The following is a 25135-nucleotide window of genomic DNA, read 5'->3' on the forward strand; positions in this document are numbered from 1 at the left end:
TAATTTGTTGTTCTTTCTAAAAAAGAAAATTCATTTAGGTCAAATCAATCATTTCCACTTGAATATTTTAAAAATTTTAGATAGAATGACAAAACACAGTTCATTATGTTTTAGGCAAAGCAAGGAATTTTCGTATTGGGAGGGATTTTTATTTCCCTTTCCTGATGTTTTATCATAAAATAGAAGTACAAGGTAAAAATAATTGTAATGCAATCACCAACGAACAGAGCAGTGCTCGGGGGTGCAGTCCCTTCATCACCTTATATCCAGAAGGGAGAGGTAATCAATGGACATAGAACGTATAAATGAAAATACAGTCAAGTTTTACATTTCGTATGTTGATATAGAAGAAAGAGGTTTTGACCGCGAAGAAATCTGGTATAACCGGGAACGCAGTGAAGAACTCTTTTGGGAAGTAATGGATGAAGTGCATGAGGAAGAAGATTTCGCTGTGGAAGGTCCGCTCTGGATCCAAGTGCAAGCTTTGGAAAAAGGGCTTGAAATCTTAGTGACGAAAGCGCAAATCTCCAAAGACGGTCAACGTTTAGAATTGCCCATTCCAGAAGAGAAACTGCGAGAATTCCCGATGGATGAGCGTTTTGAAGAGCTTTTAGACCAGCATTTCCACATTCGACCGTTAGACGGTGATGAAGAAGATTCTTTAGAATTTTTGCTGGTATTTAATGATTTTGAAGACTTGATCGGACTTGCTGCCCAGCCAGGTCTGGACGATTTGCAAACAAAGCTTTTTGCCTATGACGATAAATATTATGTATATGTCGAATTTCCTGAGGAATTGTTTACGGAAGAAGATATCGATAATTATTTAAGCATTTTGCTTGAATTTGGGAAAGAAACCAATACGACGATCCATGTTCTGGAGGAATACGGAAAAGTCATTATAGAAAACGATGTATTCCGTACACTGCAAAAGTATTTCTCTTAACCGTATGTCCAAAATGATGCCGATTTCATACGAAATCGGTTTTTTTGTACGGTTTTTCGGTTTTTTAAACGGCGCAGGGATTTGAAGCATGAATGTCGTAATCTTAAGGTTGGGAGGTGAGGAGGTGTTTACTGCCTATGATGAAAAAGGTACAGCCGTTCATTTATTGTCTTGCCGTGATAAGGAGGCTTTAAAGCGATGGAAAAAGGAAAAACGTTTTTATTGCCCTTGTTGCCGCTCTCCGCTCACATTAAAAATCGGTTCAACGAAGATCCCTCATTTTGCTCATATTTCCAACCAAAAATGTCCTGCTTCTTCTGAGCGGGAATCGGAACGGCATTTATCGAGCAAACTTCTTCTTTATGAATGGCTTCGAAATCAACGACTCGATGTCCAATTAGAAGCTTATTTACCCTCCATTCAGCAGCGCCCCGATTTGCTTTTGAAAAATCCGCCTTTGGCAATTGAAATCCAGTGTTCTCCCCTTTCTGTCTCTCTTTTTCAAAAACGAACGGACTTTTATCGAAAACACGGCTTAAAGCCGCTTTGGATTTACGGAGGTCAGACCGTTTCACAAGATTGTTTTCGTCTTTTTTCTTTTACTTCTTTTCAACAAATGTTTTTTCAATACTCACCGCACTGGGGGTATTGGTTTCCTGCCTTCCAACCAGAAACGAAAATGTTTCATTTTTATCTTTTCCTCTTTCCGTTTTCGCCGGTCAAATTTTTCGGCGTACAAGTGAGCTTATTGATGGATCAGCTTGCTTTTCCGTTCTCTCTACGTAAACCGAGTGTCTCGCGCTTTTTTACCATGGCTCAGTGGCTTGAGGAAAAACGACGGTGGATCAGCCGTAAAATTCGTTATTCCAAAGCTTTCCGTGATCCGTTTTTGAAAACCGTTTATTTCAACGGCCAAAATCCTCAACTTCTTCATTCTTGCATAGGACTTCCCGTCAAACATAGCATCTGGATTCGAAGCCATCCCGTCGAATGGCAATATTATTTATGGTCCGATTTGCTTTACCGTGTCAAGATCGGTCAAACCGTTCATATTAAACAAGGATTAGTGGTTTTACTAAGACGTGTAAAAAAAGGGGAGTTGGTGATTCGCGAGTTTCCCCTTATTGAACCGATAACACTAGAAAAGACGGTATTTCAATATTTTCAATTACTTGCAAGCATGGATATTTTACTGAATATAGGGGGAGGAAAATTTAAAGTGCAAAAGAAAGCAATCGACGCTTCCACGGTGGACAAGCAGTATCAAGAGGAGAGGCTATTGCTGAACAAATATAAAGAGATTATATTAAATTCACTCCAAATTTGAGCACTCAAGCAGGATAATTTCGGAAATAAGTGTAAAATATATAGTGAAACTCTCATGCGAAGAGATGAACAAAAACGAATGGAATGCTGACGTTTTCGATGGAGGGATATTGATGACAGAAACACAGGCAAAGACGTTGCCTTCTCGCAATGAAGTGCCGGAAGAGCTGAAATGGAGGCTGGAAGATATATTTGCCTCCGATGAAGAATGGGAAAAAGAATTCGAAGCCGTTAAAGAATTGGCGAAAAAAGCAGCTACCTTTAAGGGAAAGTTGGGAGAAAGTGCCGATCGATTATATGAGCTTTTGACTTTTCAAGATGAATTGCTGCTGAGGATGGGAAAATTATATGCCTATTCTCATATGAGATATGATGAAGATACGACAAATTCATTTTATCAAGGGCTGGATGCGCGTGCGAAAAGCTTGTATTCACAAGTAGCCAGCAGCCTTTCTTTTGTCGTTCCGGAAATATTGAGCATCGATGAAAGCAAACTTGAAAAGTTCTTAGAAGAAAAAGAAGAATTAAAACTGTATCGCCACGCCATTGAAGAAATCAACCGCGAGCGCCCTCACGTTCTTGATGCCGATCAAGAAGCGCTGCTGGCCCAAGCTTCAGAGGTAATGAGTGCTTCCAGCAATACGTTCGGCGTTTTAAATAATGCCGATTTGGAGTTTCCGGCCATTGAAGACGAGAATGGGGAAAAAGTACAAATCACCCATGGCCGCTTTATTCAATTTTTGGAATCAAAAGATCGCAGAGTGCGCCGCGAAGCTTTTAAAGCGGTTTATGAAACATATGGAAAGTTTCAAAACACATTTGCCAGCACACTGAACGGCCAAGTAAAACGAGATAATTTTTATGCAAGGGTTCGAAATTATGAAAGTGCCCGCCAAGCGGCTCTGGCTTCTAACAACATCCCGGAGAAGGTGTACGATAATTTAGTGGAGACAGTGAATAAACATCTTCACTTGCTTCATCGCTATGTGGATTTGCGCAAAAAAGTGTTACAACTCGATGATCTTCACATGTATGACCTTTACACACCGCTCGTTCAAGATGTCGATATGAATGTAACTTACGAGGAAGCCAAAGACTATGTATTGAAAGGTTTAGCTCCTCTTGGAAACGATTATTTGAATGTCTTGAAAAAAGGCTTTGAGAATCGTTGGGTGGATGTTGTAGAAAATAAAGGGAAAAGAAGCGGCGCCTATTCTTCCGGATCCTATGGAACGAATCCTTATATTCTTTTGAACTGGCAAGACAATGTGAACAATCTGTTTACGCTTGCACATGAATTCGGTCATAGCGTTCACAGCTACTATACGAGAAAAAATCAGCCGTTTGTGTATGGCGATTATTCCATCTTTGTGGCGGAAGTTGCTTCGACATGCAATGAGGCGCTTTTAAATGAGTATTTATTGAAAACGTTGAAAGACGAAAAAGAGCGGATGTATATTTTGAATCATTATTTGGAAGGATTCCGAGGCACAGTCTTCCGTCAAACCATGTTTGCTGAATTTGAACATATCATCCATCAGAAGGAACAAAACGGCGAAGCATTGACATCTGAGCTATTGACTAAGGAATATTATGAATTGAACAAGAAGTATTTTGGCACGGGGATGACCATCGATGAAGAAATCGGTTTAGAATGGGCGCGGATTCCGCATTTCTACTACAATTATTACGTATATCAATACGCAACTGGATTCAGTGCAGCCCAAGCTTTAAGTTCACAAATATTAACCGAAGGGAAACCGGCAGTTGATCGTTACATCAATCATTTCTTAAAAGCGGGCAGTTCCGATTATCCAATTGAAGTGCTGAAAAAAGCAGGGGTTGATATGACGACACCTGAACCAATTGAACAGGCTTTGAAAGTATTTGAAGAAAAGCTGTCCGAACTCGAATCATTATTAGAGCAATAACAAAGGAGAAATAACGGCCATCAGTGGGGATTTCTCTCCGCTGATGGTTATTTTCGATTAACAGGGATGGTGAACGTCCCATTGAGCATTGGGAAAACATTACTTCTTTCTTTGAAATTCTCCATCATTTCCCCGCAGAAATTCATAGTTTTTAACGAAATCCTTTAAAACGTTTTCGATCGTTCAGATAACTAATAAATAGAAAAATCACAATAAATAAAATGGGGGAAGTAATGTAAAGGGGTACTAATTTCATAAGTCCAAGCAAATTGATCAATAATGTCAATAGAAGCAGAATGGTAAGAAATAGAATGGGAAGTTTTTTCAATCGAAACAGCCTCCTTCGCTGTTTTTTGCTCTATTTCATTATTATGAAAAGGGCATCCCATTCATTCGAATAAGGGGAAGAGCCCATCTTGATGTGCTCTTTTTCTAACATTTATTCGGAATTTGACAAATCTGTGAAAATTCGAGCAAACTCTTGAAAACTAAAAAAATAATTGATATATTAAAAACGTGAAGTTGATCACAAGCAAACATATACCCCTTTGTTTGACCGTGAAAAATTTCTCCCATCCCCTTTGTTCGAGAAAAGGCCTTGCAGTTTGTCATTGCAAGGCCTTTTCTCTTTGTGATGGACATTGACGAAAATCTACTAAAATAGTGTTCATTTCATCTTATGGTCATTTTAATCCTACTTTTTGGGGGCAACAAAGCTCCGGTGAATGGCTGTTGTTTAATGAATGTTTGTTTTTGGACGGAAGAATAGAAAGTACTAATAGGCTGGAGAACAGGTAAGTCGAATAGATTTTTAGATGAGGGGAGTCGATAGGAGGGGAGAAAGGCGGTATTAGGAAGATCGGACATAGACTGTTTTAGGCTTTATTTTTAAAAGGAGCTATCCGAGAGAACATTCTTCGTTGATATGGTGGAAATGCTATGTCCATTCGTTCAATGAAAGGCTGATTTTGTATCTACCTTGCACGTAAAGGTTTCCATTCATAAAAAAGTGGGGAAGATGTTTCCCCGCTTCTAATTTTTTCACTTTAAATTCAGCAACTTTTGTTTTAGTTCGTTTTCCATTGTGGAAAGCTCTTGCTCGACTTTGTAACGTTTGGCGCGGCCTTCTTGTTGTATGTGCAACACTTCTTCTAATGTCGAGATCAAGTTTTCTTGAGTTTTTTTCAGTGTTTCAATATCGACGAGGCCTCTTTCGTTTTCTTGAGCCGTTTCGATGGTGTTTGCTTTTAGCATTTCAGCATTTTTCAGCAATAATTCATTCGTTGTTTTGCTGACTTGTTTTTGAGCTTCTACTGCATGACGTTGGCGAATCAGCGTTAACGCAATCGCGATTTGATTTTTCCACAACGGAATCGCCGTCATAATCGAGGATTGAATTTTTTCAGCTAATGTTTGGTTTGTATTTTGAATTAATCGAATTTGTGGTGCACTTTGGATCGTAATTTGACGGCTTAATTTTAAATCGTGCAGACGTTTTTCCAGTCGATCAGCGAACTGCACCATATCATTTACTTCTTGATAAGCCATTTGGTCGCCGGATGTTTCCGCTTTTTTCCTCAGTTCCGGAATGATCTTCGTATGAAGTTCCTCTAATTTTAACTCGCCTGCCGCAATATAAATATTCAAAGCATGGAAATAGTCTTTGTTTTTCTCATACAATTGTTCTAACAATTGGATATCACGAAGCAATGTTTGTTTGGCAAGATCGAGTTTCACGCTAATGCGTTCGATTTGAGCGCTCGTTTTTTGATATTTGGATAATATTTCGTGAACCGAATGAGAAATTTTCCCAAACATCCGCAGGAAAAAGTTTTTCTTTTCCGGCTGCAGCTCTTCAGGTTTTACTTGTTCAAGCTTTTGCATCAATTCGCTTAAAATATCGCCGATTTCGCCAATGTCTTTATTTTGTACATGTTCAAGCATCGTTTGCGAGAAATGGAGTAATTTAGATTGCGCTTGCGTTCCGTATAAAATGATGGCTCGATGATCGGTGGGATCAATTTGTTTGCTCAGTTCATATGCTTTTTGACGATGCTCTTCAGGCAAAATGTCGACTAAACGGTTAGAATCGGCTTTATGGCCGACTTCCGTTTGATTCTCTTTTTGATCCAATATAAATTCGTTGCTTCCAAAAGGGTTGGCAAGTAAATCATCGATTCCATCACTGGAATGTTCAGGGGTTAACGATTTTTTTTCATCTGTCATTTTGTGCTGTTTCTCCTTTCATGACGTGAGAGCGGGTGTTTATGTCTGAGGGAGCGTTTTGCATATTCCAGTTCAAATTGGAGTTCATCCATATCGTTTGAAAGCAGTTGATATAAATCTTTCTCCACTACATGATGCAATTCCTGTAAAGTGCGCTTCGTTTCTTGAACGCTTTGTATCATTTCTTTATTTTGAACGGGCTGTGTATTTAATAAGGCGTATTTTTCAATGAGTTCTACCATTGAATCCAGATGAACATAAAAAAATGACTCTGCCTGATAAAATCGCTTCGGTTCTTTTTTTATGAGACTATATATTTTTCTGACTAATTTGTACATGTCATAAAACAGTCTGAACGTATCGATTTGGCGAACACTTAGAAAAGCTTTTTGAAGACGTTTCATTTTTAGCTTCGCTTCTTTTAAATTTTTGCGGATAAAGCGATATTCTTTTCTTGATAAACCTTGCTGTTTCAAAAACTTTCCAGTCATCATCCATTTTAGCCATTGGTAGATCACGAAACCGGCAAAAATGGAAACTGCCGATGATAACCAAAATAAATGATGAAACAGAAAATATACGAGCGCCCAAATGAAGATCATCGACGGTATGGTAATGAGAATCCGAATCAAGAGATCTAAAATCCATTTCACTTTTCGGCAACTCCTGTCTATATTTGTCGTTCTTCTATTGTATACGATTCAAATGAAAAAAAGGATTCATCACTACTATATCAAAGATTAACAAAATGTTCATAATGATGAGAAACAAAAAATCCAAAAGAGGGTGGGCTTCAGTGGGAGAGAGGAAAGCATGGTGGAATTCTGTGCAGGATGGAATGGAAACGGTGTAAAGTAATAGAAGATCGTTCATTCACAATGCTTTGCAACGTGTACATACACTGCTTCAAAATGCATTTTGAAAAATTTCGTCATAAAAAATAAAAAGCAAGTGATCCTTTTGTAAAAGAACACTTGCTTTTTAACCGATATATTTCCAAAAAACCCCGTGCTTTGCAGGTATTTTTTCTACTTTTCTTTGAAGCATAAGCTTCTTAAGCTCTTTTTCAGCATCGGCCGTCTCCCAATCATAGACAACAGCCACTTCTTTAGTGGCCACGAATTGATAATGTTTCAAAAATACTTCGAGCGGGGGTGGAGATAAAGGCTCAGGCGTTTCCGGCAACATCTCTTGGATAATTTGAACATAAATTTCATATGGATAAGTTCCAGTAACTTTAATTCCTTCATCTTCGATATTCTCATTAAAAAACACCAAAGTTGGAATTTCATCTACTTCCATTTCCGAGGTGATTTTTAAATCGCATTGAAAAGCTTTTACCGCCGGATCGGCATGCAAATCGTTTTTAAATTCTTCTACATCGAGATTCGCTTCTTCTGCACTTTGTACAAGAACATCCATCTTCGTCACATTTTGTTTTTCTAAAAACAATCGTTCTTGCACCTTTCTTAAAAATCGGCTTCCGGCTTTTCTTCCTTGCAATTCGGCTGCTTTAATGGCTACAGAAACGATATAAGGAGAGGAAATAGGATTTTCCAGCCAGAGAGTTCCGTCACAGGACATCCCCGTCCGGCTTGCTGTTCTTTCCCAATATTGGGCCATGTTTTCATGCCTTTTTTTGCTGATATTTAATGTTGTCAATTTTCCCGTTAATATGTGTCTAAGACGAAAATACTGTCCATATTCAATGTGCAGTTTCTTTAAAATCGGTTCCAACGCCCAGCATTGAGGACACAACGGATCAATAAAAAAGTAGATTTCCAGCGGTTTCTTTTCTTTGCTGCAGCAATTTTGGAAAAAAAATATTTGTTCCACTATACTTCACCTTGTTCTTCGGGTGTGTTGATCATATGATGGGCCGTCAGCGTCAGTCGCATTAAGAGAAATTCACGAAATTCCCCCGCCAGTCCCACTTTATCCATTGCCCTTTTCATGCAGTTGAGCCAGGCTTCTGCACGTTTCGGTGTAACCGGAAAATTCATGTGCCGCGCTCTTAACATGGGGTGTCCATGTTCTTGAGAGTATAAAGGAGGCCCCCCTAAAAATTGGGTCAAAAATTGTTTTTGTTTTCTGGCTGTTTCGGTTAGGTCATCAGGGAAAATAGGGGATAAATCAGGGTCTTTAGCCACATTGGCATAAAAAGCGTCTACTAAATCGGAAAGTTTCTTTTCACCGATGACATCATAAGGCGTTACCGCATTTTCAACCATTATTCAGGCTCCTTCAATCCTTAGTGTTAGTATTTTAAGCTTATTGTATCAGTGATAGAAAGAGAACTCAAACAAATAGCTTTTAACGGTGGGTTCGGTGCCCTCATCAACGTTGGCGTTCAAAATGCACCTAAGTTTCGCCGCAACGTATTTGCACATAAAAGCACATACAAATTGCAAAAAGATAAACATTTTTCAAAAATAGTATATCACATTTAGTGGAAAAGCGGAAAAAAGACCGGCGATAGATTTCAGCTCCCAGCTTCTGAAATAAGGTCGAATAGATGCTCAATCTCTTTCATATCCTGTTCAAGAAGATGGAAACTGTCATGCCGGATTTATATTATATATTATGCATAAAATTGTTGAGCAATATTGCGTACATAATTTTCTGTTTCTTGAAACGGCGGGATGCCTCCGTATTTTTCTACGTTTCCGGGACCGGCGTTATAAGCGGCTAGAGCAAGCTCAATATTATTGTCAAAGCGATCGAGAAGCTGCCGCAAATATTTGGTTCCCCCAAAAATATTTTCTTCGGGATCCATTGGATTGCTGACTCCAAGCGACCTTGCCGTTGCGGGCATCAATTGCATCAATCCCATTGCGCCGGCAGGGCTGACGGCGTTTGGATTGAAATTAGACTCTTGCCTGATGACGGCTTGAATCAGTTTTTTCGGAACGTGGTACGTTTCAGCCGCTTTCGTTATGTATTCATCAAAATCCGTTTTTACAGAAGAATCGTTTGTAGAAGCGATCACATCTGCGCCGGGCTTAGTGATCAAAGGAGGAGCCGAATGATGGTTCTCATAATCTTCTATGATTTCTAAGCCTTCTTTTAACGCTTCCTGGAAAATGACGCCAAATGAATTCAGCGGTTCCTCTTGAAAAAGTGTTTGTGACGACATGGATTGAACGGGAGAAGAGGCGATATTGCCAAGAGCGTTCAATTGCGTGATAAGCCCCAACCAATTGTTATTGACCATAATCCTTCCTCCTTGCTTCGTTATTTCGACATCAGTGCGTTATAAAAACGTTTGATTTTATTTTCCGTTTTTCTGACCGGGATACCGTATTGCTGCAATAGTGATAAGAATTTTTCTTTTCCGACATCATAATTTTCTACTTCATATTCTAGCTCAAAATCTTGAGTATTTAAATACCAACTCTTGTCCAATACGAGAATGCCATCTTTGTAAGGAATTTCAGCACGGCAAGTAGTCAGAGTGCCGAAGCATTTTAATTCTGAAAGGGGAACAGAAGATTGAATCAATGCCGACTTCACTTCTCCATCGGGGATCATGCCGGAAGTCAGCATCATGGTCGCTTCTTCCGAATTTAAAGTTTGATTGGTTTCAAGAAGGCCTTTTTCGTAAGGCTGTTTTAATGTAAGTTCAAAATGGTTGTTAGTTTCGCGAATTCTCAAAGCCATTTTCTTTTCTTTTAATAAAAAAGAAGGTGTATCAAAATAATGGTTTTTATGCGAAAAAAAGTCATTTTGGCTGACGCGGAAACGGTCGGCCAAACGATGGAATTCCTCTTCGGTCAACAGATTTTTAAACTCAATTTCTAGCTGCTTAGGCATGAAACATTCCTCTTTTCCGTTAAAAAATGATAATATAATTATGTCTTGAATCATGAAAAACATCAATGATTGCATCAAAAGTCCTGGAAGGGAGACAAAAGATGAGAAAGAAAATTCACTTTACAAAGTCCGAATGGGATGGAAAAAATCTCATTCTGAAAACCGATCAAAAGGAGACTTTTCCTGCTTTGAAAGCAAGTGGACAAATGATCGTCGATTCCGATCAATTCGCTTTTATTTATTTGGCGGAAGATAAAGACGAATATATATATCTTTACATACACGAGCCTGTTTGGGCGGATTTACATAAAGCGCTGCAAACGGACGCAGCAGTGAAAGCCGATATTGAAGGAGAAATATTGGAATTAACTCAATTTTCTGATGAACTTTCCTATTTAATCCACAACATAGAAGGAAACAGCAATTATGGAGAAGAAATGGTGGCAAAAGTAGAATCTGTTTTTTTCGAAAAGTAACGGCCGGTTATATAGAATAGGGGAAAAGAATATTTTCCTCTTGTGAGGTGAAGAAAGTGAATCACTGGGATCAATTTTTAGCGCCTTATAAGCAAGCTGTAGATGAGCTGAAGGTGAAACTGAAAGGGCTGCGGTCACAATTTGAATTGATGAACATTCCTTCTCCTATTGAGTTTGTTACCGGGCGGGTGAAACCGATCGCCAGCATTTTGGATAAAGCCAATCAAAAAGGGATTCCGCTGGATCAATTGGAAACGCAAATGCAGGATATAGCTGGTTTGCGGATGATGTGCCAATTTGTGGACGATATTATGAAAGTGGTAGAACTTTTGCGGATGCGAAAAGATTTTACGATTGTAGAAGAAAAAGATTATATTTCAAATAAAAAACCAAGTGGCTACCGTTCTTATCATGTGATCATCGAATATCCCGTCCAAACGATTTATGGAGAGAAAAAAATTTTAGCCGAGATTCAAATTCGTACGTTGGCCATGAATTTCTGGGCTACGATCGAGCATTCTTTGAATTATAAATATAAAGGCCGTTTTCCGAAAGAAATCGAAATGAGGCTGCAGAGAGCGGCGGAAGCAGCCTTTCAATTGGATGAGGAAATGTCGCAAATTCGAGAAGAAATTCAAGAAGCCCAGGCTTTTTTCACAAAGAAGAAAGAAGCGAAAAAGGATCACAATGACAAAATATCGGATCAAAAAGGGGGGACAGAAAAATGAAATTTGCGATCACGTCCAAAGGAGATGCGAAGTCCAATGCGCTTATGCACAAAATCCGAACGTATTTGCAGGATTTTGATTTAACCTATGACGATAACCAGCCTGATATTGTCATTTCAGTAGGGGGAGACGGCACGCTGCTGTATGCTTTTCATCGCTACAGTTCAAGGCTTTCCAAAACGGCTTTTGTCGGAATACATACGGGACATTTGGGATTTTATGCCGACTGGGTTCCCGAAGAAATCGAAAAACTGGTCATCGCGATCGCAAGAACCCCCTTTCAAGTGGTCGAATATCCCCTTCTTGAAATCATTATTCGCTACCAGCACGGAGGAAAAGAAACGAGATACTTGGCTTTGAATGAATCAACGGTGAAAAGCGTGGACGGTACATTAGTGATGGATGTGGAAATCAGAGGATCCCATTTTGAACGCTTTCGGGGAGACGGACTCTGCGTATCGACTCCATCGGGAAGCACCGCGTATAACAAAGCACTTGGCGGAGCCATTATCCATCCTTCTATTAGGGCGATTCAAATTGCAGAAATGGCTTCCATTAATAATCGGGTATTCCGAACAGTCGGCTCTCCGCTGATTTTGCCTTCTCATCATACGTGTATGCTAAAGCCGGTTAATAAAATGGATTTTTTGATTACCATTGATCATTTAACACTTCTCCACAAGGATGTTAAATCGATTCAATATCGGGTAGCGAATGAAACGATCCGTTTTGCCCGTTTCCGCCCTTTTCCGTTTTGGAAGCGGGTGCGTGATTCTTTTATTTCCGAAGATTAACAACGGTGAGGAGCAATATGAAAACCTTTATGCCTTTTCAGCTTGAGTGGGTCATTCATGAAGATGCCGATGGTCTTCTCATTAGAGAATTTTTAGGAAAACAGCATATTTCCAAGCGAGCATTAACCGCAATCAAATTTTCGGGTGGAAAAATAATGGTTGATGGCAAGGAGCAAAATGTCCGCTATCGCCTGAAGAAAGGGGAGCGACTGACTGTCGTGTTTCCCCCGGAGATGCCTTCTGAAAGTTTGCAGGCAGAAAACATTCCGCTTTCGATTGTGTATGAAGATCCATACTTACTCGTGATTTCCAAACATGCAGGAATGAACACGATTCCTTCCCGGGAGCATCCTTCGGGAAGCCTTGCAAACGCACTATTGGGGTATTATGAAAAGAAAGGGATTCAGGCGGCTCCCCATATTGTGACAAGGCTTGATCGTCACACGTCAGGTTTGGTGCTGGCGGTGAAAAGCCGCCATATTCATCATCTTTTCAGCGAAATGCAAAAAAGGCAGGGGGTGAAAAGAACGTATCAAGCCCTTGCGGAAGGGATTTTTTTAAACCAACAAGGAACGATCGAACAGCCCATTGGAAGAAAAGAGTCGAGCATTATTGAACGCACTGTAAGAGAAGATGGCCAGTATGCCTGTACACATTACAAAGTACTTAGGCAATACGACCAATTCGCCCACGTCCAGTTGACACTGGACACCGGGCGGACGCACCAAATTCGCGTTCATCTGTCTTTTATCGGCCATCCGCTGTTGGGGGATGATCTTTACGGCGGGAATACGAGCTTCATTTCAAGACAGGCGCTCCATTGCGCCAATCTTCAATTTCACCATCCTGTATTCCAAAAGGATATGGAGTTTAGTGAACCGTTGCCGTTGGATATGAAACAAATTCTTGCTTTCCATACTAAGATCGACCTCTAGTCTCAGTGGAATCTCAAGAGTTAATCCAGCGTTTCTCGAAATTTTTCGGGGACGAAGGGCATCGTCGAAGGAACGCTCACCGTTTCGAGTTCGGGCCAACGAAAAGCGGTGAGGGCTCCGCCAAATACAGCCCCTGTATCGATATTGGCAGTTCGGTTAAGAATTCGTGGTTCTTTTACAGGAGTGTGTCCGTAAACAATCCAGGCTTTTCCTCGATAATATTTGGCCCAGTCTCTGCGAACGGGAGTTCCGTCCGCATGTTTTTCACCGGTAATGTCGCCGTACAAGACGAAAGTTTTGACGCGTTGATTGTTTTTTCCAATATCTTGTTCACGAATGCCGGCATGAGCGACGATCAATTGGCTTTCGTCTAGAATTTGATAAAGAGGGGCATTTTCATAGAGTTCCATGAACATGCGCCGATAATGGGCGGCATTTTTTTCGTGGAGAGCCTTCAGTTCGGCTACAGTCGTTTCCAACCCATGGGAAATTTGAACACGATTTCCGAGAAAGTAGCGATAGAGCTTGTTGCAGTGGTTGCCTGGCGAATAATAACCAAGTTTTTGTTTCCAAAGCAGGTAGACTGTTTCTATCACTTTCAGAGACTGAGGCCCCCTGTCCGTCAAATCTCCAACAAATGAAAGCACCCTTCCCTTTGGATGGACAGGAATGTCTTTTTTCCAGTCGTATCCAAGTTTTTCGGTCAGCTCTACCAATTCTTGAAAGCACCCATGAATGTCTCCAATAATATCGATGTTCATTTTCAATTCCCCCAAGTCGTCGTGTTTCTTTTTATTCTTTCCTTTTTGTCCATTGAGAAGTACATATTTCGTCTTTTTTCATTATTCAAAATAAAACATAATACGTGGAAAAAGAAAGGAATTGAAAAAGCAATAAGGAAAACGGATAGAACGCAGTGTTTTTTGATTCACATGCAGAATCCGGAAGCCTTTTTATCAGGGCTTTTTTTCTGTATGGAAACATGCTAAACTTTTTATCAGGTTCTAATAACTTGTATTAGGAGGAAACGGAACATGGATCTTTTAAAAGGAAAAACGTTTGTGGTGATGGGGGTCGCGAATAAGCGGAGCATCGCATGGGGCATTGCTCGTTCCCTTCATCAAGCTGGGGCGCGTCTTATTTTTACATACGCAGGAGAACGTTTGGAAAAAAGCGTGAAGGAACTGGCAGAATCTTTAAACGAGGACTCGCTTGTTTTGCCGTGTGATGTCACCAATGACGAAGATATTAAAAAATGTTTCGCGGAAATAAAAAATCGCGTCGGGGTCATTCATGGTCTTGCGCATTGCATTGCCTTTGCCAATAAAGAGGATTTAAGCGGAGACTATGTGGACACTTCCAGAGATGGATATCTTCTCGCTCAAAATATCTCTTCTTATTCATTAACCGCCGTCGCCAGAGAAGCGAAAGAGTTGATGACAGACGGTGGAAGCATCGTCACAATGACGTATTTAGGCGGTGAACGAGTGGTAACCAACTATAATGTGATGGGTGTGGCTAAAGCAGCTTTGGAGGCAAGCGTGAGATATTTGGCTGCGGATTTAGGGAAATATGGAATCCGTGTCAATTCGATTTCGGCAGGACCTATTCGTACGCTATCGGCAAAAGGGATCAGCGACTTTAACTCGATCTTAAAAGTTATTGAAGAACGCTCGCCGCTTAGAAGAACTACTACACAAGAAGAAGTTGGCGACACGGCTGTATTTTTATTCAGCGACATGTCACGTGGAATCACCGGCGAAAATATACATGTGGATTCTGGTTTTCATATTACGGCGCTTTAATCGAGTCGATGGGCTGGCTTGGAAAGGATGCTCTTTTCAAGCCAGCTTTTTTATTTATCAACAAATGGGCGGTCGCAGCATACAATAAGGAAGGTTCGATCAGAATGGAGGGTTGAGAATGGAACAAAGCCAAAGAATCAAACAGTCGAGACCGCCTTTATTGTATATCAGTCAGCCTAAATTTCCCCTGCCGAACACTCCGATGCAAAAGCAGTACACGATGGAAATACAGAGGAACGAGACTGTTGCAGAACCACCTATCTTGAACGCGGCAAAAGAACAGGACAATATCTTCGTTAAAGCGGACAAATTGGATGACCATAAAGACGATTCTAATCATCATAGCGGATGATGCCACATAGACATCAAACGAAAGTAATCAAAATGAGGAATCGTCCAATGGAGCAGATAGCCTACTTAAAAATTTTCAGTCAGCATTCATTCATTGAAAATAGTGGAATCCTTTACCGGAGCACTCTATTAAAAAAGGATCGAAAGTATCAAGATAAATCGAAATAAAAACCTGTCTGTTTGGATCCCCTCAAGGTAGACAGAAAAAGAAAACAAATGATTCTGTTTACGATTGAGGAGGCTTTTTTATGGAGAAATAAGGAAAAACATATGAAGCGGCATGCAAGAAAAAATCTATTGGCTTATATCTTAAGAATGGGAGATTTGAGACGCAGCAAAAAATAAGGAATCGATCATGCGATGATTCGCCGCCGGGTGAATCTTTTTTATTTGAGAAATTAAAAGGTTTTGAAGATAAGTCTGAATAGGCAGAAACGGAGAATTCGTTAAAAGAACTCTAAAAACATAAAAAGAATAAGAAAAAGAAAAAGCATACATAGTAGTTTCGTTTTTATCTCCTATTCGTTTTTTGCTTTATAATAAAATGATAATATTATTTTATTTTGGAATAAAAAGATATTTTTGGATGGAGAGTAAAAAAATGAAGGGCCTTATACTCGTCCTTCTCATCCTGATCGGAGGAGGTTTTCTAACGGACAAGTTTTATTTTCAAAAAGCTGCAGCACAAAAAACCATAATGGATCATATCGAGGAAAAAGGATATGCCGACCGGATAGGATCTAAAAAGATGGTTTATGACAGTAAAAAGGGGACTTATTATATGGTTGTTTCCTACAAAGATGAAAAAGGTGTTCGTTACGAATATTTTTACAATGGCGGTTTGATCCCTACTAAAGTTTTTGTTGCGGCATATGATCATGATTCAATTGAAAAAGGCACGATAGGAAAAGGGAAATATTTAGAGGAATAACAGCTCCTCAGGCAATAAGCAAGCAGAAAATGGAGAGAAGGATAATGGATAAAAAGATAAAAGAAAGCAAACTTTTAAAAAAATACGACGAATATAACATAGGGATTGTGTGCGCGCTTATTCTTTTCATTGGCGGGCTTTTAAGAGTCAGTATCTCTATTCAACTATTTTTATTGTCGCTAGTGGCGCTGGTAGACTTAATGGTGGCGGTGATAACGAACAAAAAGAAAGAGATGATCATGGATATTTGTGCCACCGTCCTTTTATGGATTGGCGCTGTGTTTTTAAAATAAAAAGAAAGGGTGAATCATGAAGGAGAAAAGAAATCATGATTTACTGAAGTATGGTTAGAGATTATTTTTGGGTAATGGGATCATTTAGTTTGATACGACTTTTGAACGTAATGCGGCTTTTTGCCGAAGCGTTTATTTGAATATTCGAAAAATAATATTGCTATCAGTCTATCATTTCGACAATTAATGCAAATTTGAACCTAATCCTAACTATCTTTTTGTATCTGAAGAAAGCTGTTTGAATTTGAAAGAATGAATTCTTTCTCTTTAACCAAATGGTTTAATATAGGTGTGATATCTGTTATATATAACTAAATGGTTAACCATAATAATGATGATCATTTAAATGAAAGTTTCATGCATTAGCTGATTCAACAGGATGAGAAATGATTCATGGGCTGGTGCTGAAAGATAGGACAGTTTCTGAACTAACGAAACCGTTTAATCTGTTTTTGGCTTCTATTTCAAAACAAGTGAAGATTTTAGAGCGAGCGAATTAGTCCATAAGATTGTAAATGGAAAAACTCACACGTGTTGCTTAAATACCGCATCATTATTTCAAGCTACAGAACGGCTGCTTTTTTTGAGAAATTTTGGAGTAAACGTTTTGATCTTCTTGAGAGTGAGTTATAAAAAACCAATAAAAAAATATTAAATCACCCGTGGTGCCAGATAAAATGAGATCAGCATAAAAATAGCCCTGCACGAAGGATCTCCTTTAAAATGAAAGTTCTACCAAACATTCAATAAGAAGGCAGTGTCACATATCTAATAAATTAAAAACTCATTTTTATTGGCGCTGGATTGGAACAAAATCGTCTATAATATATAGTTATTGTTTCCAATAACTCAAGGGATTATTTTGGCAGTGTTGAAAAAGAGGTTGAAGAGCAGCATACTGTTGCCCTGGCAACCTCATTATTCAACGTTTAAAATGAGCAAAAGAAATTTTCCCTTCTGATTTTGAGCGGTAGATCCCCGAATCTGTCCCCAAAAATGAAGCGGAATTTTTGCATTTAGCAAGTCATTTATACACATAACGAAAGAAAATCCCGCTTGTGTTCCTCATTTAAGACACATATTTCTTAAATTTTTGAATGTCGATTCACAATCAGTTCGGTCTTCTTATTTTTATTTCCGTTTTTTGGAAAACAAACGTGAAAAAAAACCTTTTTGTTTCTCTTTTTCTGCCATGGCGGCTTCGATTCTAGCTTTCCTGATTTCTAAAGCTTGATTCAATGATTTCATGAGTTGTCGATCACGTTTCTCCAATGACTCTTTGATGAATATTTCTTGTTCTTGAAATCGTTCCGTTAATTGTCTATTGAGCTCATTGAGTTCTCGAAGCTCTTTTACTATATCTTCCATCATGTTGAGTTTATCCAATTGATTCATTAACTCATTGAATCGGTTATCATATTGTGTTATATCGCTTGATTCTTGTTGATTTGACTGGACTTGTTTAAGTGTTTCGCCTTCCGCTTCACTTTGTATTTTTTGTTTCTGATTGATTACGATCATTTTCGCCATACGTTCCACTGGCACAGCACTTTTTTTAGATAAACTCTTTACTTCTTTGAAAACAAACACATCGTTATCCGTATAGATCCTGGATCCATTCTCGGTTTTCCTGAATCTATAACCTGCTTTTTCCAATGCTTGTGCATATTTTCTTACCGTCGATTCCGCTATATCGACCATATTCGCTATATCTTTAGTACTGTATTCTTTCCCTACATTATCGCTATTCATGTCCCAATCCCCTCGGATACACATATTCAACACGGGTCATATCGTGTCCTTCAAAGTCATCACACAATCTCGTTTCAACCTTTATCCAACTCATTTGTAATCTATACAATTCATGTTTTAATTGTGTGTTTTTCTCGCCTAGAACGAAAACAGTTTTTTCTTTGTTCATAATAAAACTAAGTAGCTCATCCTCATTAATGAATTTAGCCATTGAGTTATCCATTATTTAATGAGCCAGGATCCAATCATGGATTTTGTCATGTAAGTGAACTGAATTCAAAACCATTTTTTATGATCAATTGGATTATTTGAACAACCACAGTGCACTCATTGTTAGTCGTGATGGGAGAACATGGCTTTTACAAGATGCGGATCTTATAGTTGTTAACCATTTCCATTATAAAATAACGGGTTTGGAAAAAAATAAGACTTAGTTAACAAGCAATGTTGAGGAGATGACGTTATGAACATCGTAAAAGGAATTATGGCCATATTTGTTCTTTTCCTTTGTCTTTCCGGATGCGGCGGCATGGGCAGCAATCACACAAAAGACAGTCAATTGGCGTTGATGAAAACGACGGATCCCGAACCGATAAAATTATCCGACTCTTCCTCTAAGAAAGTAGCTGCCATTAAAAAAGAAGTCAGCCGGATGAATGAAATTTATGATGTTTCTGTGGTGGAAGGGAAAAAGGATATACTGGTTGCTTATAAAGTGAGGCATTTGTCGAGATTTAAAATGAAAACCATCGAAAAGAATTTAAAAGAGAGACTTGAGAAACAATATCCACACGATCATTTCGTTGTCTCAAGCGACTATAAAATATTTTTGGAATCCGTTAGATTGAAGGAAGATTTAGATGCAGGAAAAATATCCAAAAAAGAAGCCAACAAGCGTTTTCGGAAAATAATAAAACTGTCAAAAGAACTTACATAAAGGAAGGAGTATTCAAATGCCGAAACAGCAAAAAACCATGGTTCAACAGGAATATGAAGAAATTGAAAAAAAATATGAAACGAAAAGACCAGTGTTAAAAAATTGCGTGCGAGCTTTTTTCGTAGGAGGGCTGATATGCGCCATCGGACAAGCGATCACGTATTTTTATATTTACTTCTTCGATTTTACAGAACAAACAGCGGGAAATCCGACCGTTGCTACCCTTGTATTCCTGTCGATGCTCCTGACGGGATTTGGGGTTTATGATAGAATCGGTCAATTTTCAGGCGCAGGCAGTGCGGTTCCGGTTACAGGATTCGGAAATTCGGTTATTTCTGCAGCCATTGAGCACCGAACAGAAGGGTTCGTTCTAGGAGTGGGCGGCAATATGTTTAAACTAGCCGGATCGGTCATTGTGTTCGGTGTTTTTTCAGCCTTTGTGATCGCTTTAATTAAAACACTTTTGTTCAAATTCGGCGTTTTGTAATAGGGGATGAAACGTTCAAGTTCAAAAGATCTGCATTTTTAGGCATCTTTACTCCACGAAATGAAGATTAATCATCCGATTTCATTGTTCACGAATGCCGTAAGAGGCGTTGGCCGATGAAAGCGACTTTACAAATTGAACAGAAAAGGAGTGATTCATATGATCGCCATGTACTTTTGGGCTTTTGTCGTCGGTGGAGCGATTTGTGTTCTCGGTCAGCTTCTTTTTGACGTTGCAAAATTATCACCGGGCCATACGATGAGTTTATTGGTTGTTTTAGGTGCTATTGTGTCCGGATTTGGACTGTATGAACCGTTGATCGATTTTGCCGGTGCGGGTGCCACTACTCCGATTACCAGTTTTGGCAATTCACTTGTACAAGGAGCGATGCAAGAGGCAAGACGTCACGGCATTGTAGGGGTATTAACAGGAATGTTTGAAGTAACGAGTTCAGGAATTTCCGCCGCCATCATTTTTGGATTTATCGGTGCACTGCTATTTAAACCAAAGGGATAATCAAACTTTCATGGCAAAAGCCTATACAAGAACGTACACCTCCACATATGTTATTAATGAAATCACAAAGTGAGGTGACGATCATGGGCTTCGGATTTGGAGGATACGGTGGCTACGGCGGCTTTGGTGGCTGCGGTTGTGGCGGCTACGGCGGCTATGGCTACGGTGGTTTTTATGGCGGCTCTACGTTTGTGCTAATCGTCGTGCTTTTCATCTTATTAATTATAGTTGGCGCAAGTTTCTGCTAATTAATGTGTTCACCTATATGGAAAGGCAGAGGGCAACTGGCTCTCTGCTTTTTCAATTGTTGAGGAATTCAGGCTTTCTTTTGGTGCACGAAACGCTAAGGGTTGAATATGATAGCAGTAGCCAAAAGGAGGTCGGTAGAGAAAATGGATAATCAATTTTTTAAGAATATCGAAAAGAAAACAGGCGTCAATATGAAGGATGTCTTTGAATTGGCAAATTCTCTACAAAATGCTGATTTTCGAGATGAAAAAACCGTTCGCCACGTCATCCGCCGAGTTTCACAAATCGCGAACAAACCTGTTTCCAAAGAAATGGAGGATAAAATTGTTCGAACGATTATAAAAGATGGGAAAAAATTAGATTTCAATACAATTTCCCAAATGATGAACAAAAAGTCAGGGAAATAACTTGCTGACTGCCACTAAGTGATGAAAACATTGAAAAATAATTGAATTTTTGAAATGTTATATATAAACAGTGATCGAACATAGACGGGGGCAGCATCCCCCGTTTTATGGATTTGCGGCACCCACTATAGAAAAGGAAGTGAATGATTGTGGGCTATATCAATCCTAATCTTTCGTTTCATACTATCCAGTATCATGAACGGATTAGAAATCAAATGGCACGGCCTTATCAAATTCAAAGCATTCATCCTATAAAAATGAAATCCCCGTTTCAGAAGATGCTTGATAAAAAACTACCGTTGCCAAAAAAGAAAAAACATTCTAGTACCATGACAGAAAAAGAACAAGATATGAGAAAAAAGATCGATTTACGTTTGTAAAATGCCGGACATCCATGACGTTCATTGACATCATACATAAACGAGGCACCCGTTTAGAGGGCGCTGCACATAATGGGAGGTGGATACTATAGATAGTATTCACTTTTTGTGCGTTGAAATGAAGAAGGAAGCGATTGCAGTGCTCGGATAGGGTGTTTGACACAACTTATCAGGTCAGAATTCTTTCAGCATTGTCTTATGAGGGATTCCGGCATCCATAAACTCTTCGGAGACAACTTTATATCCAAGCTTTTCGTAAAAAGGGATGGCATGGACTTGGGCATTAAGCTTTAATGCCGGAACGTTTTGGCTTCTAGCGTATTCCTCGATGGCTTCCATAATCGCTTTTCCGACACCTGATCCGCGCGTTTCAGGAAGAACGCAAATCCGCTCTGCTTTTCCTTTGCCATCCACTATCCTGAACCTTCCGGCGCCTGCCGGATCTCCATGATGAAGAAGGAGAAAATGGACTGCTTCCTTTTCGTATTGGTCGATTTCCTCTTCTATTGGTACATGTTGTTCTTCCACAAATACTTTTTTTCTAATTTGAAAGACTTGTTCAAGCTCATGTTTTGTTTCAACGACTTTCACTTGCATGGGCTTATTCCTTTCCTAATAAGAATGTTTCATACACTGTCCACTGTCCGTTTTCCAATTGATACAGTAAATGGAATCGGTCTACTGTTTCTGTATGATCAATGCCAAGCATCCTAAGCGATCCATAAACATCGGAATGCTCATCATTCGATAAATCTTGTGCGATCGTAATGTGAGGCACAAAAGCGTATTTCGTATCATCGTCAGGAAATTGTTCATGAATATCTTGATACAGTTTTTCTAATTCTTCCGTCGGTTTTACTTTAAAATATACGACGTTGTTAACCGGTTGGAAAGAGCTTACCTTGAAGACATGCAACGTTAGGGGCTTTGATTTTTTGGCAATCCCGCTTAGTTTTTGTGCGATTTCGCTAATTTTGGCTTCATCCGCTTCAAATGGATCTTTTAAAGTCAGATGCGGAGGGATTAACGAATAGTGGGAATCATATCTTTTTCGATAGGAATTGGCCAAATCTTGGAGTTTTTTCGACGGGAATATCACAATTCCATATTTCATATTTTCATCCTCCTCACTATGCCTTCATTAGACATATGTAGTTTATTATAACAAATTTTCGAATGATTCAAAACTTATAGTTTGAAAATTCAAATGGCAAACATTTTCCGAAGAGCTCTTTTTAAATCAGGCTGCCAATATTTCCAAGAATGGTGCCCATCGAACTCATCATAAAATGGATTTAATCCCTTGCTTTCCATCAGCAAATGGAGCTCCCGATTCGGGCTTAAGAAATCCTTTACCTGTCCGTTTGTCATTTTCACCGCTGTTTCTTGTTGGCCGATGATATGATAAATATCCAAAAGATGCATTTGGTCGTTGTTCTCAACGGTTTTCAAAACTTTTTCGTCCACATATGGAGAATAAAGGATGATTTTCCCAAAAATATTTGGATATTGAAGCGCTGCCATTAAAGAAACCGTTGCCCCTAAAGAATCTCCGGCTAAACAGCGGCACATGCCCATTTGGTAAGTGGGGTAAGCATCGTCGAGGAAAGGTACCAATTCATGGGCAAGGAAGCGGATGTAAGCCGCATTCTGTTCCCCATCCGGATGGTATTTCCTCCGACGATCCTGAACATTTCGATAAGGAATACCCGCGATAATAATGTTTTCAATTTCTTTTTTCCCAAGCAGCTCATCGGCTAAACGAGGAATTCTTCCTAATTGAAAATAATCTTTGCCATCTTGTGTGATTAGCAAAGAATATTTGGAAAGCGGCGAAAAAGAGGGGGGCAAATAGACAAGAACAGGGATTTCTTCGTTCAATTCTTTTGAAAAAATAGTATGTTCTGTAACCGTTCCGCGTTGTTGAGACATTTGTCAACCCTCCAGTAAATAAAGTCAAGCATTTTTTTCGGGGCATTCCTTTGGGTCCCGTATTTGTTTTGGTTCTCTGGAACAATGGCCACCGGATGAGGGAAGATGACGAAAACAACCCATTGGCTAAACGTTTGCCTATCTAGTTTACCATAAAAATGCAAAATTTTCTTATAAGTTTTATTCCTGCAGATGGGAAAAAAGTTTCTTCTAGTTCATTTTATCGTCAACGAATTTTTGTCAGAAAAGGGGATGATCTGTTTCAGCCGGCTGACCGTCTTTTTGAACGTTTCATTTGGGGGAAACGGCCTGGAAACGCGGACAGTATGTGATCGATGGAAAATCTTCGCAAGTCTTGGCGCATAAAGCAGTAGGCGAGGATGGAGTGTTCATTTAGGTTGAGGACAAGAATGGTTCGCTGAGAAAATTTTCCGTATTTGGATTCGTAAATGATCGTAATGGGGAACCGCTCCCGCATGCTTCTTCTGAAAAGAGATTCCATTTGGTCGCACCTCCTTGTGGTGAATTATATAGAACATTTGTTCGATTGTCAAAGAAGCTTAGGTTGTATTTTTTTCCAAATGTCCTTTAAAAAAGATTGCAATTCATAGAACTCCCATGATTCCTGGGCGGAAAATTATCACTCAGCAAACGGACGAGTTTTTGTCTTGTTCGAATAAACCTGTCAATTGGTCAGTAAAATGGAATGAAAGCGATTTAAAAAGAGGGGGATCAGGGGAATGGGCATTCAAACAGTAACAGGAGAGCTGGCTCCTGAACAGTTGGGAAAAACGTTGATGCATGAACATTTCTTTTTTGATTACGCGGGATTTCAAGGAGACCGGACGTTGGCGGGGAGATCAATAGAAACGCTGTTGGAAGAAGCGTCCCGTGCGGCAGCGATTATGAAAAAACACGACGTGAAGACGGTAATTGACCCGACACCTAGTGATTGCGGACGTGATGCGACAATTTTGAAAGCGTTATCAGAAAGAACCGGCATTCACATTATTTGTGCATCAGGTTATTACTATGAAGGGGAAGGCGGTCCGGCGTATTTTAAATTCCGCCAAGCGCTTGGCACAGCCGAACAAGAAATTTACGACTTGCTGAAAACCGAAGTGACGGAAGGAATTGAAGGATCGGGCATAAAAGCAGGGGTGATCAAACTTGCCTCCAGCAAGGATCAAATCACGCCTTATGAACGAATGTTCTTTGTAGCAGCGGCGCAAGTTCAAAAAGAAACCGGCGTCCCGATTGTCACCCATACACAAGAGGGCACAATGGGACCGGAGCAAGCCAAACTTCTAGTCGAAAACGGCGGCATTCCGGAAAAAATTATCATCGGACACATGTGTGGGAACAACGATATCGATTATCAACTTCGGACGCTGGATTATGGAGTCAACGTTGCCTTTGACCGCTTTGGACTGCAAAATTTGGTTGGAGCTCCAACGGATGACCGCCGCATTGGAACGTTTATGGGATTGATTGCGCTCGGATTTGAAGACCGTTTGTTCCTCTCGCACGACACAGTCAACGTTTGGCTGGGACGACCGCCGCAAATGCCTCCGGAAATGAAAGAAGCTCTGAAAAACTGGCAGCCCGGACATCTTTTCGAAAATATCCTTCCGAAAATGAAGCAAGGCGGATTAACCGATGAACAAATCGATAAAATTTTTGTACGAAATATTCAAAGAGTATTCTCCTAAACCATAAATATCACTTCTTAAAAAGAGGTTGTTGTCATTGGGCAATTCATTATATTCATCCTTTTTCATAGAGAATGGCTCCTGTAATGGTGGTTTCATCCCCATTTAGCAGTTCGAATGGAGTCATTCTCTTTTATATGGAAATGGATAGGTCTTTCCTAATATAAACCCTGTTTCATCGGCGCACGATGAAAATGACAAAATTCAA

29 protein-coding genes are annotated in these 25135 nt (G+C 39.6%); 17 read left to right on the forward strand and 12 right to left on the reverse strand.

Translation table 11 applies throughout. From position 1 onward, the window contains the following. Positions 1-286 precede the first annotated feature (286 nt). The 3 genes from mecA to pepF all read left to right on the forward strand — a co-directional run bounded on the left by mecA (position 287) and on the right by pepF (position 4203). Entirely contained in the window at positions 287-946 is a 660-nt protein-coding gene (gene mecA / locus NST12_RS04670) for an adaptor protein MecA (RefSeq protein ID WP_327797936.1), read from the forward strand. Between the two features lie 124 nt (positions 947-1070). After that, positions 1071-2273, forward strand: a complete 1203-nt coding sequence (locus NST12_RS04675) for a competence protein CoiA (RefSeq protein WP_341100412.1) — start codon at positions 1071-1073, stop codon at positions 2271-2273. A 112-nt stretch (positions 2274-2385) separates the two neighbouring features. Then, a complete protein-coding gene (gene pepF / locus NST12_RS04680; RefSeq protein WP_341028758.1) occupies positions 2386-4203 on the forward strand; it encodes an oligoendopeptidase F in 1818 nt (605 codons plus the stop codon). Between the two features lie 151 nt (positions 4204-4354). Here the strand turns inward: pepF and NST12_RS04685 are convergent, their stop codons facing one another. From NST12_RS04685 to NST12_RS04715, 7 genes are all read right to left on the reverse strand, one after another. Then, positions 4355-4531, reverse strand: a complete 177-nt coding sequence (locus tag NST12_RS04685) for a hypothetical protein (RefSeq protein WP_003353655.1) — start codon at positions 4529-4531, stop codon at positions 4355-4357. Positions 4532-5244: 713 nt separating this feature from the next. Next, entirely contained in the window at positions 5245-6429 is a 1185-nt protein-coding gene (locus NST12_RS04690) for a toxic anion resistance protein (RefSeq protein ID WP_048622893.1), read from the reverse strand. Beyond that, positions 6426-7082: a 5-bromo-4-chloroindolyl phosphate hydrolysis family protein gene (locus NST12_RS04695; RefSeq protein ID WP_048622894.1), complete on the reverse strand. Its 657-nt coding sequence runs from the start codon at positions 7080-7082 to the stop codon at positions 6426-6428. The genes NST12_RS04690 and NST12_RS04695 overlap by 4 nt, the downstream gene beginning before the upstream one ends. Before the next feature lie 328 nt (positions 7083-7410). Continuing rightward, on the reverse strand, positions 7411-8265 hold the full coding sequence (locus NST12_RS04700) for a ClpXP adapter SpxH family protein (protein ID WP_341100417.1): 855 nt from the start codon (positions 8263-8265) through the stop codon (positions 7411-7413). Next, the gene (locus tag NST12_RS04705; protein WP_003353650.1) at positions 8265-8660 is read right to left on the reverse strand and encodes a globin domain-containing protein; all 396 of its coding nucleotides are present in this window, start codon (positions 8658-8660) and stop codon (positions 8265-8267) included. Before NST12_RS04705 ends, NST12_RS04700 begins: the two co-directional genes overlap by 1 nt. Positions 8661-9010: 350 nt before the next feature. Beyond that, positions 9011-9643, reverse strand: a complete 633-nt coding sequence (locus tag NST12_RS04710) for a lytic transglycosylase domain-containing protein (protein WP_053083219.1) — start codon at positions 9641-9643, stop codon at positions 9011-9013. A gap of 20 nt (positions 9644-9663) precedes the next feature. After that, positions 9664-10242: a CYTH domain-containing protein gene (locus NST12_RS04715; RefSeq protein ID WP_048622895.1), complete on the reverse strand. Its 579-nt coding sequence runs from the start codon at positions 10240-10242 to the stop codon at positions 9664-9666. Positions 10243-10343: 101 nt separating this feature from the next. Between NST12_RS04715 and NST12_RS04720 the strand changes: the two genes are divergently transcribed. From NST12_RS04720 to NST12_RS04735, 4 genes are read left to right on the forward strand one after another with little or no spacing between them, the layout of a single operon-like run. Continuing rightward, positions 10344-10718 (forward strand): UPF0738 family protein, encoded by a 375-nt coding sequence (locus NST12_RS04720; RefSeq protein WP_082142253.1) that lies wholly within the window; start codon positions 10344-10346, stop codon positions 10716-10718. A gap of 56 nt (positions 10719-10774) precedes the next feature. Continuing rightward, positions 10775-11446 (forward strand): GTP pyrophosphokinase, encoded by a 672-nt coding sequence (locus NST12_RS04725; protein WP_003353646.1) that lies wholly within the window; start codon positions 10775-10777, stop codon positions 11444-11446. Then, positions 11443-12240 carry an NAD kinase gene (locus tag NST12_RS04730; protein WP_003353645.1) on the forward strand — a complete coding sequence of 266 codons (798 nt, stop codon included), beginning with the start codon at positions 11443-11445 and terminating at the stop codon, positions 12238-12240. Before NST12_RS04725 ends, NST12_RS04730 begins: the two co-directional genes overlap by 4 nt. 17 nt (positions 12241-12257) lie before the next feature. Continuing rightward, entirely contained in the window at positions 12258-13175 is a 918-nt protein-coding gene (locus NST12_RS04735) for an RluA family pseudouridine synthase (RefSeq protein ID WP_341100420.1), read from the forward strand. A gap of 20 nt (positions 13176-13195) precedes the next feature. Here the strand turns inward: NST12_RS04735 and prpE are convergent, their stop codons facing one another. Next, positions 13196-13936: a bis(5'-nucleosyl)-tetraphosphatase PrpE gene (gene prpE, locus NST12_RS04740; RefSeq protein ID WP_048622898.1), complete on the reverse strand. Its 741-nt coding sequence runs from the start codon at positions 13934-13936 to the stop codon at positions 13196-13198. A 273-nt stretch (positions 13937-14209) separates the two neighbouring features. Between prpE and fabI the strand changes: the two genes are divergently transcribed. From fabI to NST12_RS04760, 4 genes are all read left to right on the forward strand, one after another. Then, on the forward strand, positions 14210-14980 hold the full coding sequence (gene fabI / locus NST12_RS04745; protein WP_048622899.1) for an enoyl-ACP reductase FabI: 771 nt from the start codon (positions 14210-14212) through the stop codon (positions 14978-14980). Between the two features lie 118 nt (positions 14981-15098). Further along, on the forward strand, positions 15099-15332 hold the full coding sequence (locus tag NST12_RS04750) for a hypothetical protein (RefSeq protein ID WP_341100424.1): 234 nt from the start codon (positions 15099-15101) through the stop codon (positions 15330-15332). Between the two features lie 600 nt (positions 15333-15932). Continuing rightward, on the forward strand, positions 15933-16262 hold the full coding sequence (locus tag NST12_RS04755; protein ID WP_341028771.1) for a DUF3139 domain-containing protein: 330 nt from the start codon (positions 15933-15935) through the stop codon (positions 16260-16262). A 44-nt stretch (positions 16263-16306) separates the two neighbouring features. Further along, a complete protein-coding gene (locus NST12_RS04760) occupies positions 16307-16555 on the forward strand; it encodes a hypothetical protein (RefSeq protein ID WP_003353635.1) in 249 nt (82 codons plus the stop codon). Positions 16556-17686: 1131 nt separating this feature from the next. On the opposite strand, the gene NST12_RS04765 is transcribed toward NST12_RS04760, so the two are convergent. Further along, on the reverse strand, positions 17687-18307 hold the full coding sequence (locus tag NST12_RS04765; RefSeq protein WP_048622904.1) for a MerR family transcriptional regulator: 621 nt from the start codon (positions 18305-18307) through the stop codon (positions 17687-17689). Positions 18308-18770: 463 nt separating this feature from the next. Between NST12_RS04765 and NST12_RS04770 the strand changes: the two genes are divergently transcribed. The 5 genes from NST12_RS04770 (at position 18771) to NST12_RS04790 (ending at position 20903) form a co-directional block, all read left to right on the forward strand. Further along, a complete protein-coding gene (locus NST12_RS04770; RefSeq protein WP_270584208.1) occupies positions 18771-19244 on the forward strand; it encodes a YhcN/YlaJ family sporulation lipoprotein in 474 nt (157 codons plus the stop codon). 16 nt (positions 19245-19260) lie between these two features. Then, complete coding sequence (gene spoVAC / locus NST12_RS04775; protein ID WP_003353629.1) at positions 19261-19731, forward strand: stage V sporulation protein AC; 471 nt, start codon at positions 19261-19263, stop codon at positions 19729-19731. Positions 19732-19890: 159 nt separating this feature from the next. Continuing rightward, on the forward strand, positions 19891-20247 hold the full coding sequence (spoVAE, locus tag NST12_RS04780) for a stage V sporulation protein AE (RefSeq protein WP_327797926.1): 357 nt from the start codon (positions 19891-19893) through the stop codon (positions 20245-20247). Positions 20248-20330: 83 nt separating this feature from the next. Then, positions 20331-20495 carry a YjcZ family sporulation protein gene (locus tag NST12_RS04785; protein WP_270584206.1) on the forward strand — a complete coding sequence of 55 codons (165 nt, stop codon included), beginning with the start codon at positions 20331-20333 and terminating at the stop codon, positions 20493-20495. A gap of 144 nt (positions 20496-20639) precedes the next feature. Beyond that, positions 20640-20903: a stage VI sporulation protein F gene (locus tag NST12_RS04790; RefSeq protein WP_003353626.1), complete on the forward strand. Its 264-nt coding sequence runs from the start codon at positions 20640-20642 to the stop codon at positions 20901-20903. 554 nt (positions 20904-21457) lie between these two features. Here the strand turns inward: NST12_RS04790 and NST12_RS04795 are convergent. From NST12_RS04795 to NST12_RS04805, 3 genes are all read right to left on the reverse strand, one after another. Further along, a complete protein-coding gene (locus tag NST12_RS04795; protein ID WP_048622908.1) occupies positions 21458-21880 on the reverse strand; it encodes a GNAT family N-acetyltransferase in 423 nt (140 codons plus the stop codon). Positions 21881-21884: 4 nt separating this feature from the next. Further along, the gene (locus tag NST12_RS04800; RefSeq protein WP_003353623.1) at positions 21885-22397 is read right to left on the reverse strand and encodes a YjcG family protein; all 513 of its coding nucleotides are present in this window, start codon (positions 22395-22397) and stop codon (positions 21885-21887) included. Positions 22398-22486: 89 nt separating this feature from the next. Then, on the reverse strand, positions 22487-23215 hold the full coding sequence (locus tag NST12_RS04805) for an alpha/beta hydrolase (RefSeq protein ID WP_341028783.1): 729 nt from the start codon (positions 23213-23215) through the stop codon (positions 22487-22489). A gap of 740 nt (positions 23216-23955) precedes the next feature. On the opposite strand from NST12_RS04805, the gene NST12_RS04810 reads away from it, so the two are divergent. Continuing rightward, on the forward strand, positions 23956-24927 hold the full coding sequence (locus NST12_RS04810; RefSeq protein WP_341028785.1) for a phosphotriesterase family protein: 972 nt from the start codon (positions 23956-23958) through the stop codon (positions 24925-24927). Positions 24928-25135 lie beyond the last annotated feature (208 nt).

This window comes from Bacillus sp. FSL W8-1127 (assembly GCF_038006725.1).
Lineage (GTDB): Bacteria > Bacillota > Bacilli > Bacillales > DSM-4216 > Bacillus_O > Bacillus_O smithii.

What these genes read in the sequence shown, in the direction of transcription:
- NST12_RS04805 (WP_341028783.1), bottom strand. Translation starts at nt 23,215, where the DNA reads ATGTCTCAACAACGCGGAACGGTTACAGAACATACTATTTTTTCAAAA.
- spoVAC (WP_003353629.1), top strand. Translation starts at nt 19,261, where the DNA reads ATGCCGAAACAGCAAAAAACCATGGTTCAACAGGAATATGAAGAAATT.
- NST12_RS04810 (WP_341028785.1), top strand. Translation starts at nt 23,956, where the DNA reads ATGGGCATTCAAACAGTAACAGGAGAGCTGGCTCCTGAACAGTTGGGA.
- NST12_RS04770 (WP_270584208.1), top strand. Translation starts at nt 18,771, where the DNA reads ATGAACATCGTAAAAGGAATTATGGCCATATTTGTTCTTTTCCTTTGT.
- spoVAE (WP_327797926.1), top strand. Translation starts at nt 19,891, where the DNA reads ATGATCGCCATGTACTTTTGGGCTTTTGTCGTCGGTGGAGCGATTTGT.
- NST12_RS04710 (WP_053083219.1), bottom strand. Translation starts at nt 9,643, where the DNA reads ATGGTCAATAACAATTGGTTGGGGCTTATCACGCAATTGAACGCTCTT.
- NST12_RS04800 (WP_003353623.1), bottom strand. Translation starts at nt 22,397, where the DNA reads ATGAAATATGGAATTGTGATATTCCCGTCGAAAAAACTCCAAGATTTG.
- NST12_RS04790 (WP_003353626.1), top strand. Translation starts at nt 20,640, where the DNA reads ATGGATAATCAATTTTTTAAGAATATCGAAAAGAAAACAGGCGTCAAT.
- NST12_RS04750 (WP_341100424.1), top strand. Translation starts at nt 15,099, where the DNA reads ATGGAACAAAGCCAAAGAATCAAACAGTCGAGACCGCCTTTATTGTAT.
- pepF (WP_341028758.1), top strand. Translation starts at nt 2,386, where the DNA reads ATGACAGAAACACAGGCAAAGACGTTGCCTTCTCGCAATGAAGTGCCG.
- NST12_RS04730 (WP_003353645.1), top strand. Translation starts at nt 11,443, where the DNA reads ATGAAATTTGCGATCACGTCCAAAGGAGATGCGAAGTCCAATGCGCTT.
- NST12_RS04715 (WP_048622895.1), bottom strand. Translation starts at nt 10,242, where the DNA reads ATGCCTAAGCAGCTAGAAATTGAGTTTAAAAATCTGTTGACCGAAGAG.
- NST12_RS04765 (WP_048622904.1), bottom strand. Translation starts at nt 18,307, where the DNA reads ATGAATAGCGATAATGTAGGGAAAGAATACAGTACTAAAGATATAGCG.
- NST12_RS04755 (WP_341028771.1), top strand. Translation starts at nt 15,933, where the DNA reads ATGAAGGGCCTTATACTCGTCCTTCTCATCCTGATCGGAGGAGGTTTT.
- mecA (WP_327797936.1), top strand. Translation starts at nt 287, where the DNA reads ATGGACATAGAACGTATAAATGAAAATACAGTCAAGTTTTACATTTCG.
- NST12_RS04690 (WP_048622893.1), bottom strand. Translation starts at nt 6,429, where the DNA reads ATGACAGATGAAAAAAAATCGTTAACCCCTGAACATTCCAGTGATGGA.
- NST12_RS04785 (WP_270584206.1), top strand. Translation starts at nt 20,331, where the DNA reads ATGGGCTTCGGATTTGGAGGATACGGTGGCTACGGCGGCTTTGGTGGC.
- fabI (WP_048622899.1), top strand. Translation starts at nt 14,210, where the DNA reads ATGGATCTTTTAAAAGGAAAAACGTTTGTGGTGATGGGGGTCGCGAAT.
- NST12_RS04705 (WP_003353650.1), bottom strand. Translation starts at nt 8,660, where the DNA reads ATGGTTGAAAATGCGGTAACGCCTTATGATGTCATCGGTGAAAAGAAA.
- NST12_RS04795 (WP_048622908.1), bottom strand. Translation starts at nt 21,880, where the DNA reads ATGCAAGTGAAAGTCGTTGAAACAAAACATGAGCTTGAACAAGTCTTT.
- NST12_RS04760 (WP_003353635.1), top strand. Translation starts at nt 16,307, where the DNA reads ATGGATAAAAAGATAAAAGAAAGCAAACTTTTAAAAAAATACGACGAA.
- NST12_RS04735 (WP_341100420.1), top strand. Translation starts at nt 12,258, where the DNA reads ATGAAAACCTTTATGCCTTTTCAGCTTGAGTGGGTCATTCATGAAGAT.
- prpE (WP_048622898.1), bottom strand. Translation starts at nt 13,936, where the DNA reads ATGAACATCGATATTATTGGAGACATTCATGGGTGCTTTCAAGAATTG.
- NST12_RS04720 (WP_082142253.1), top strand. Translation starts at nt 10,344, where the DNA reads ATGAGAAAGAAAATTCACTTTACAAAGTCCGAATGGGATGGAAAAAAT.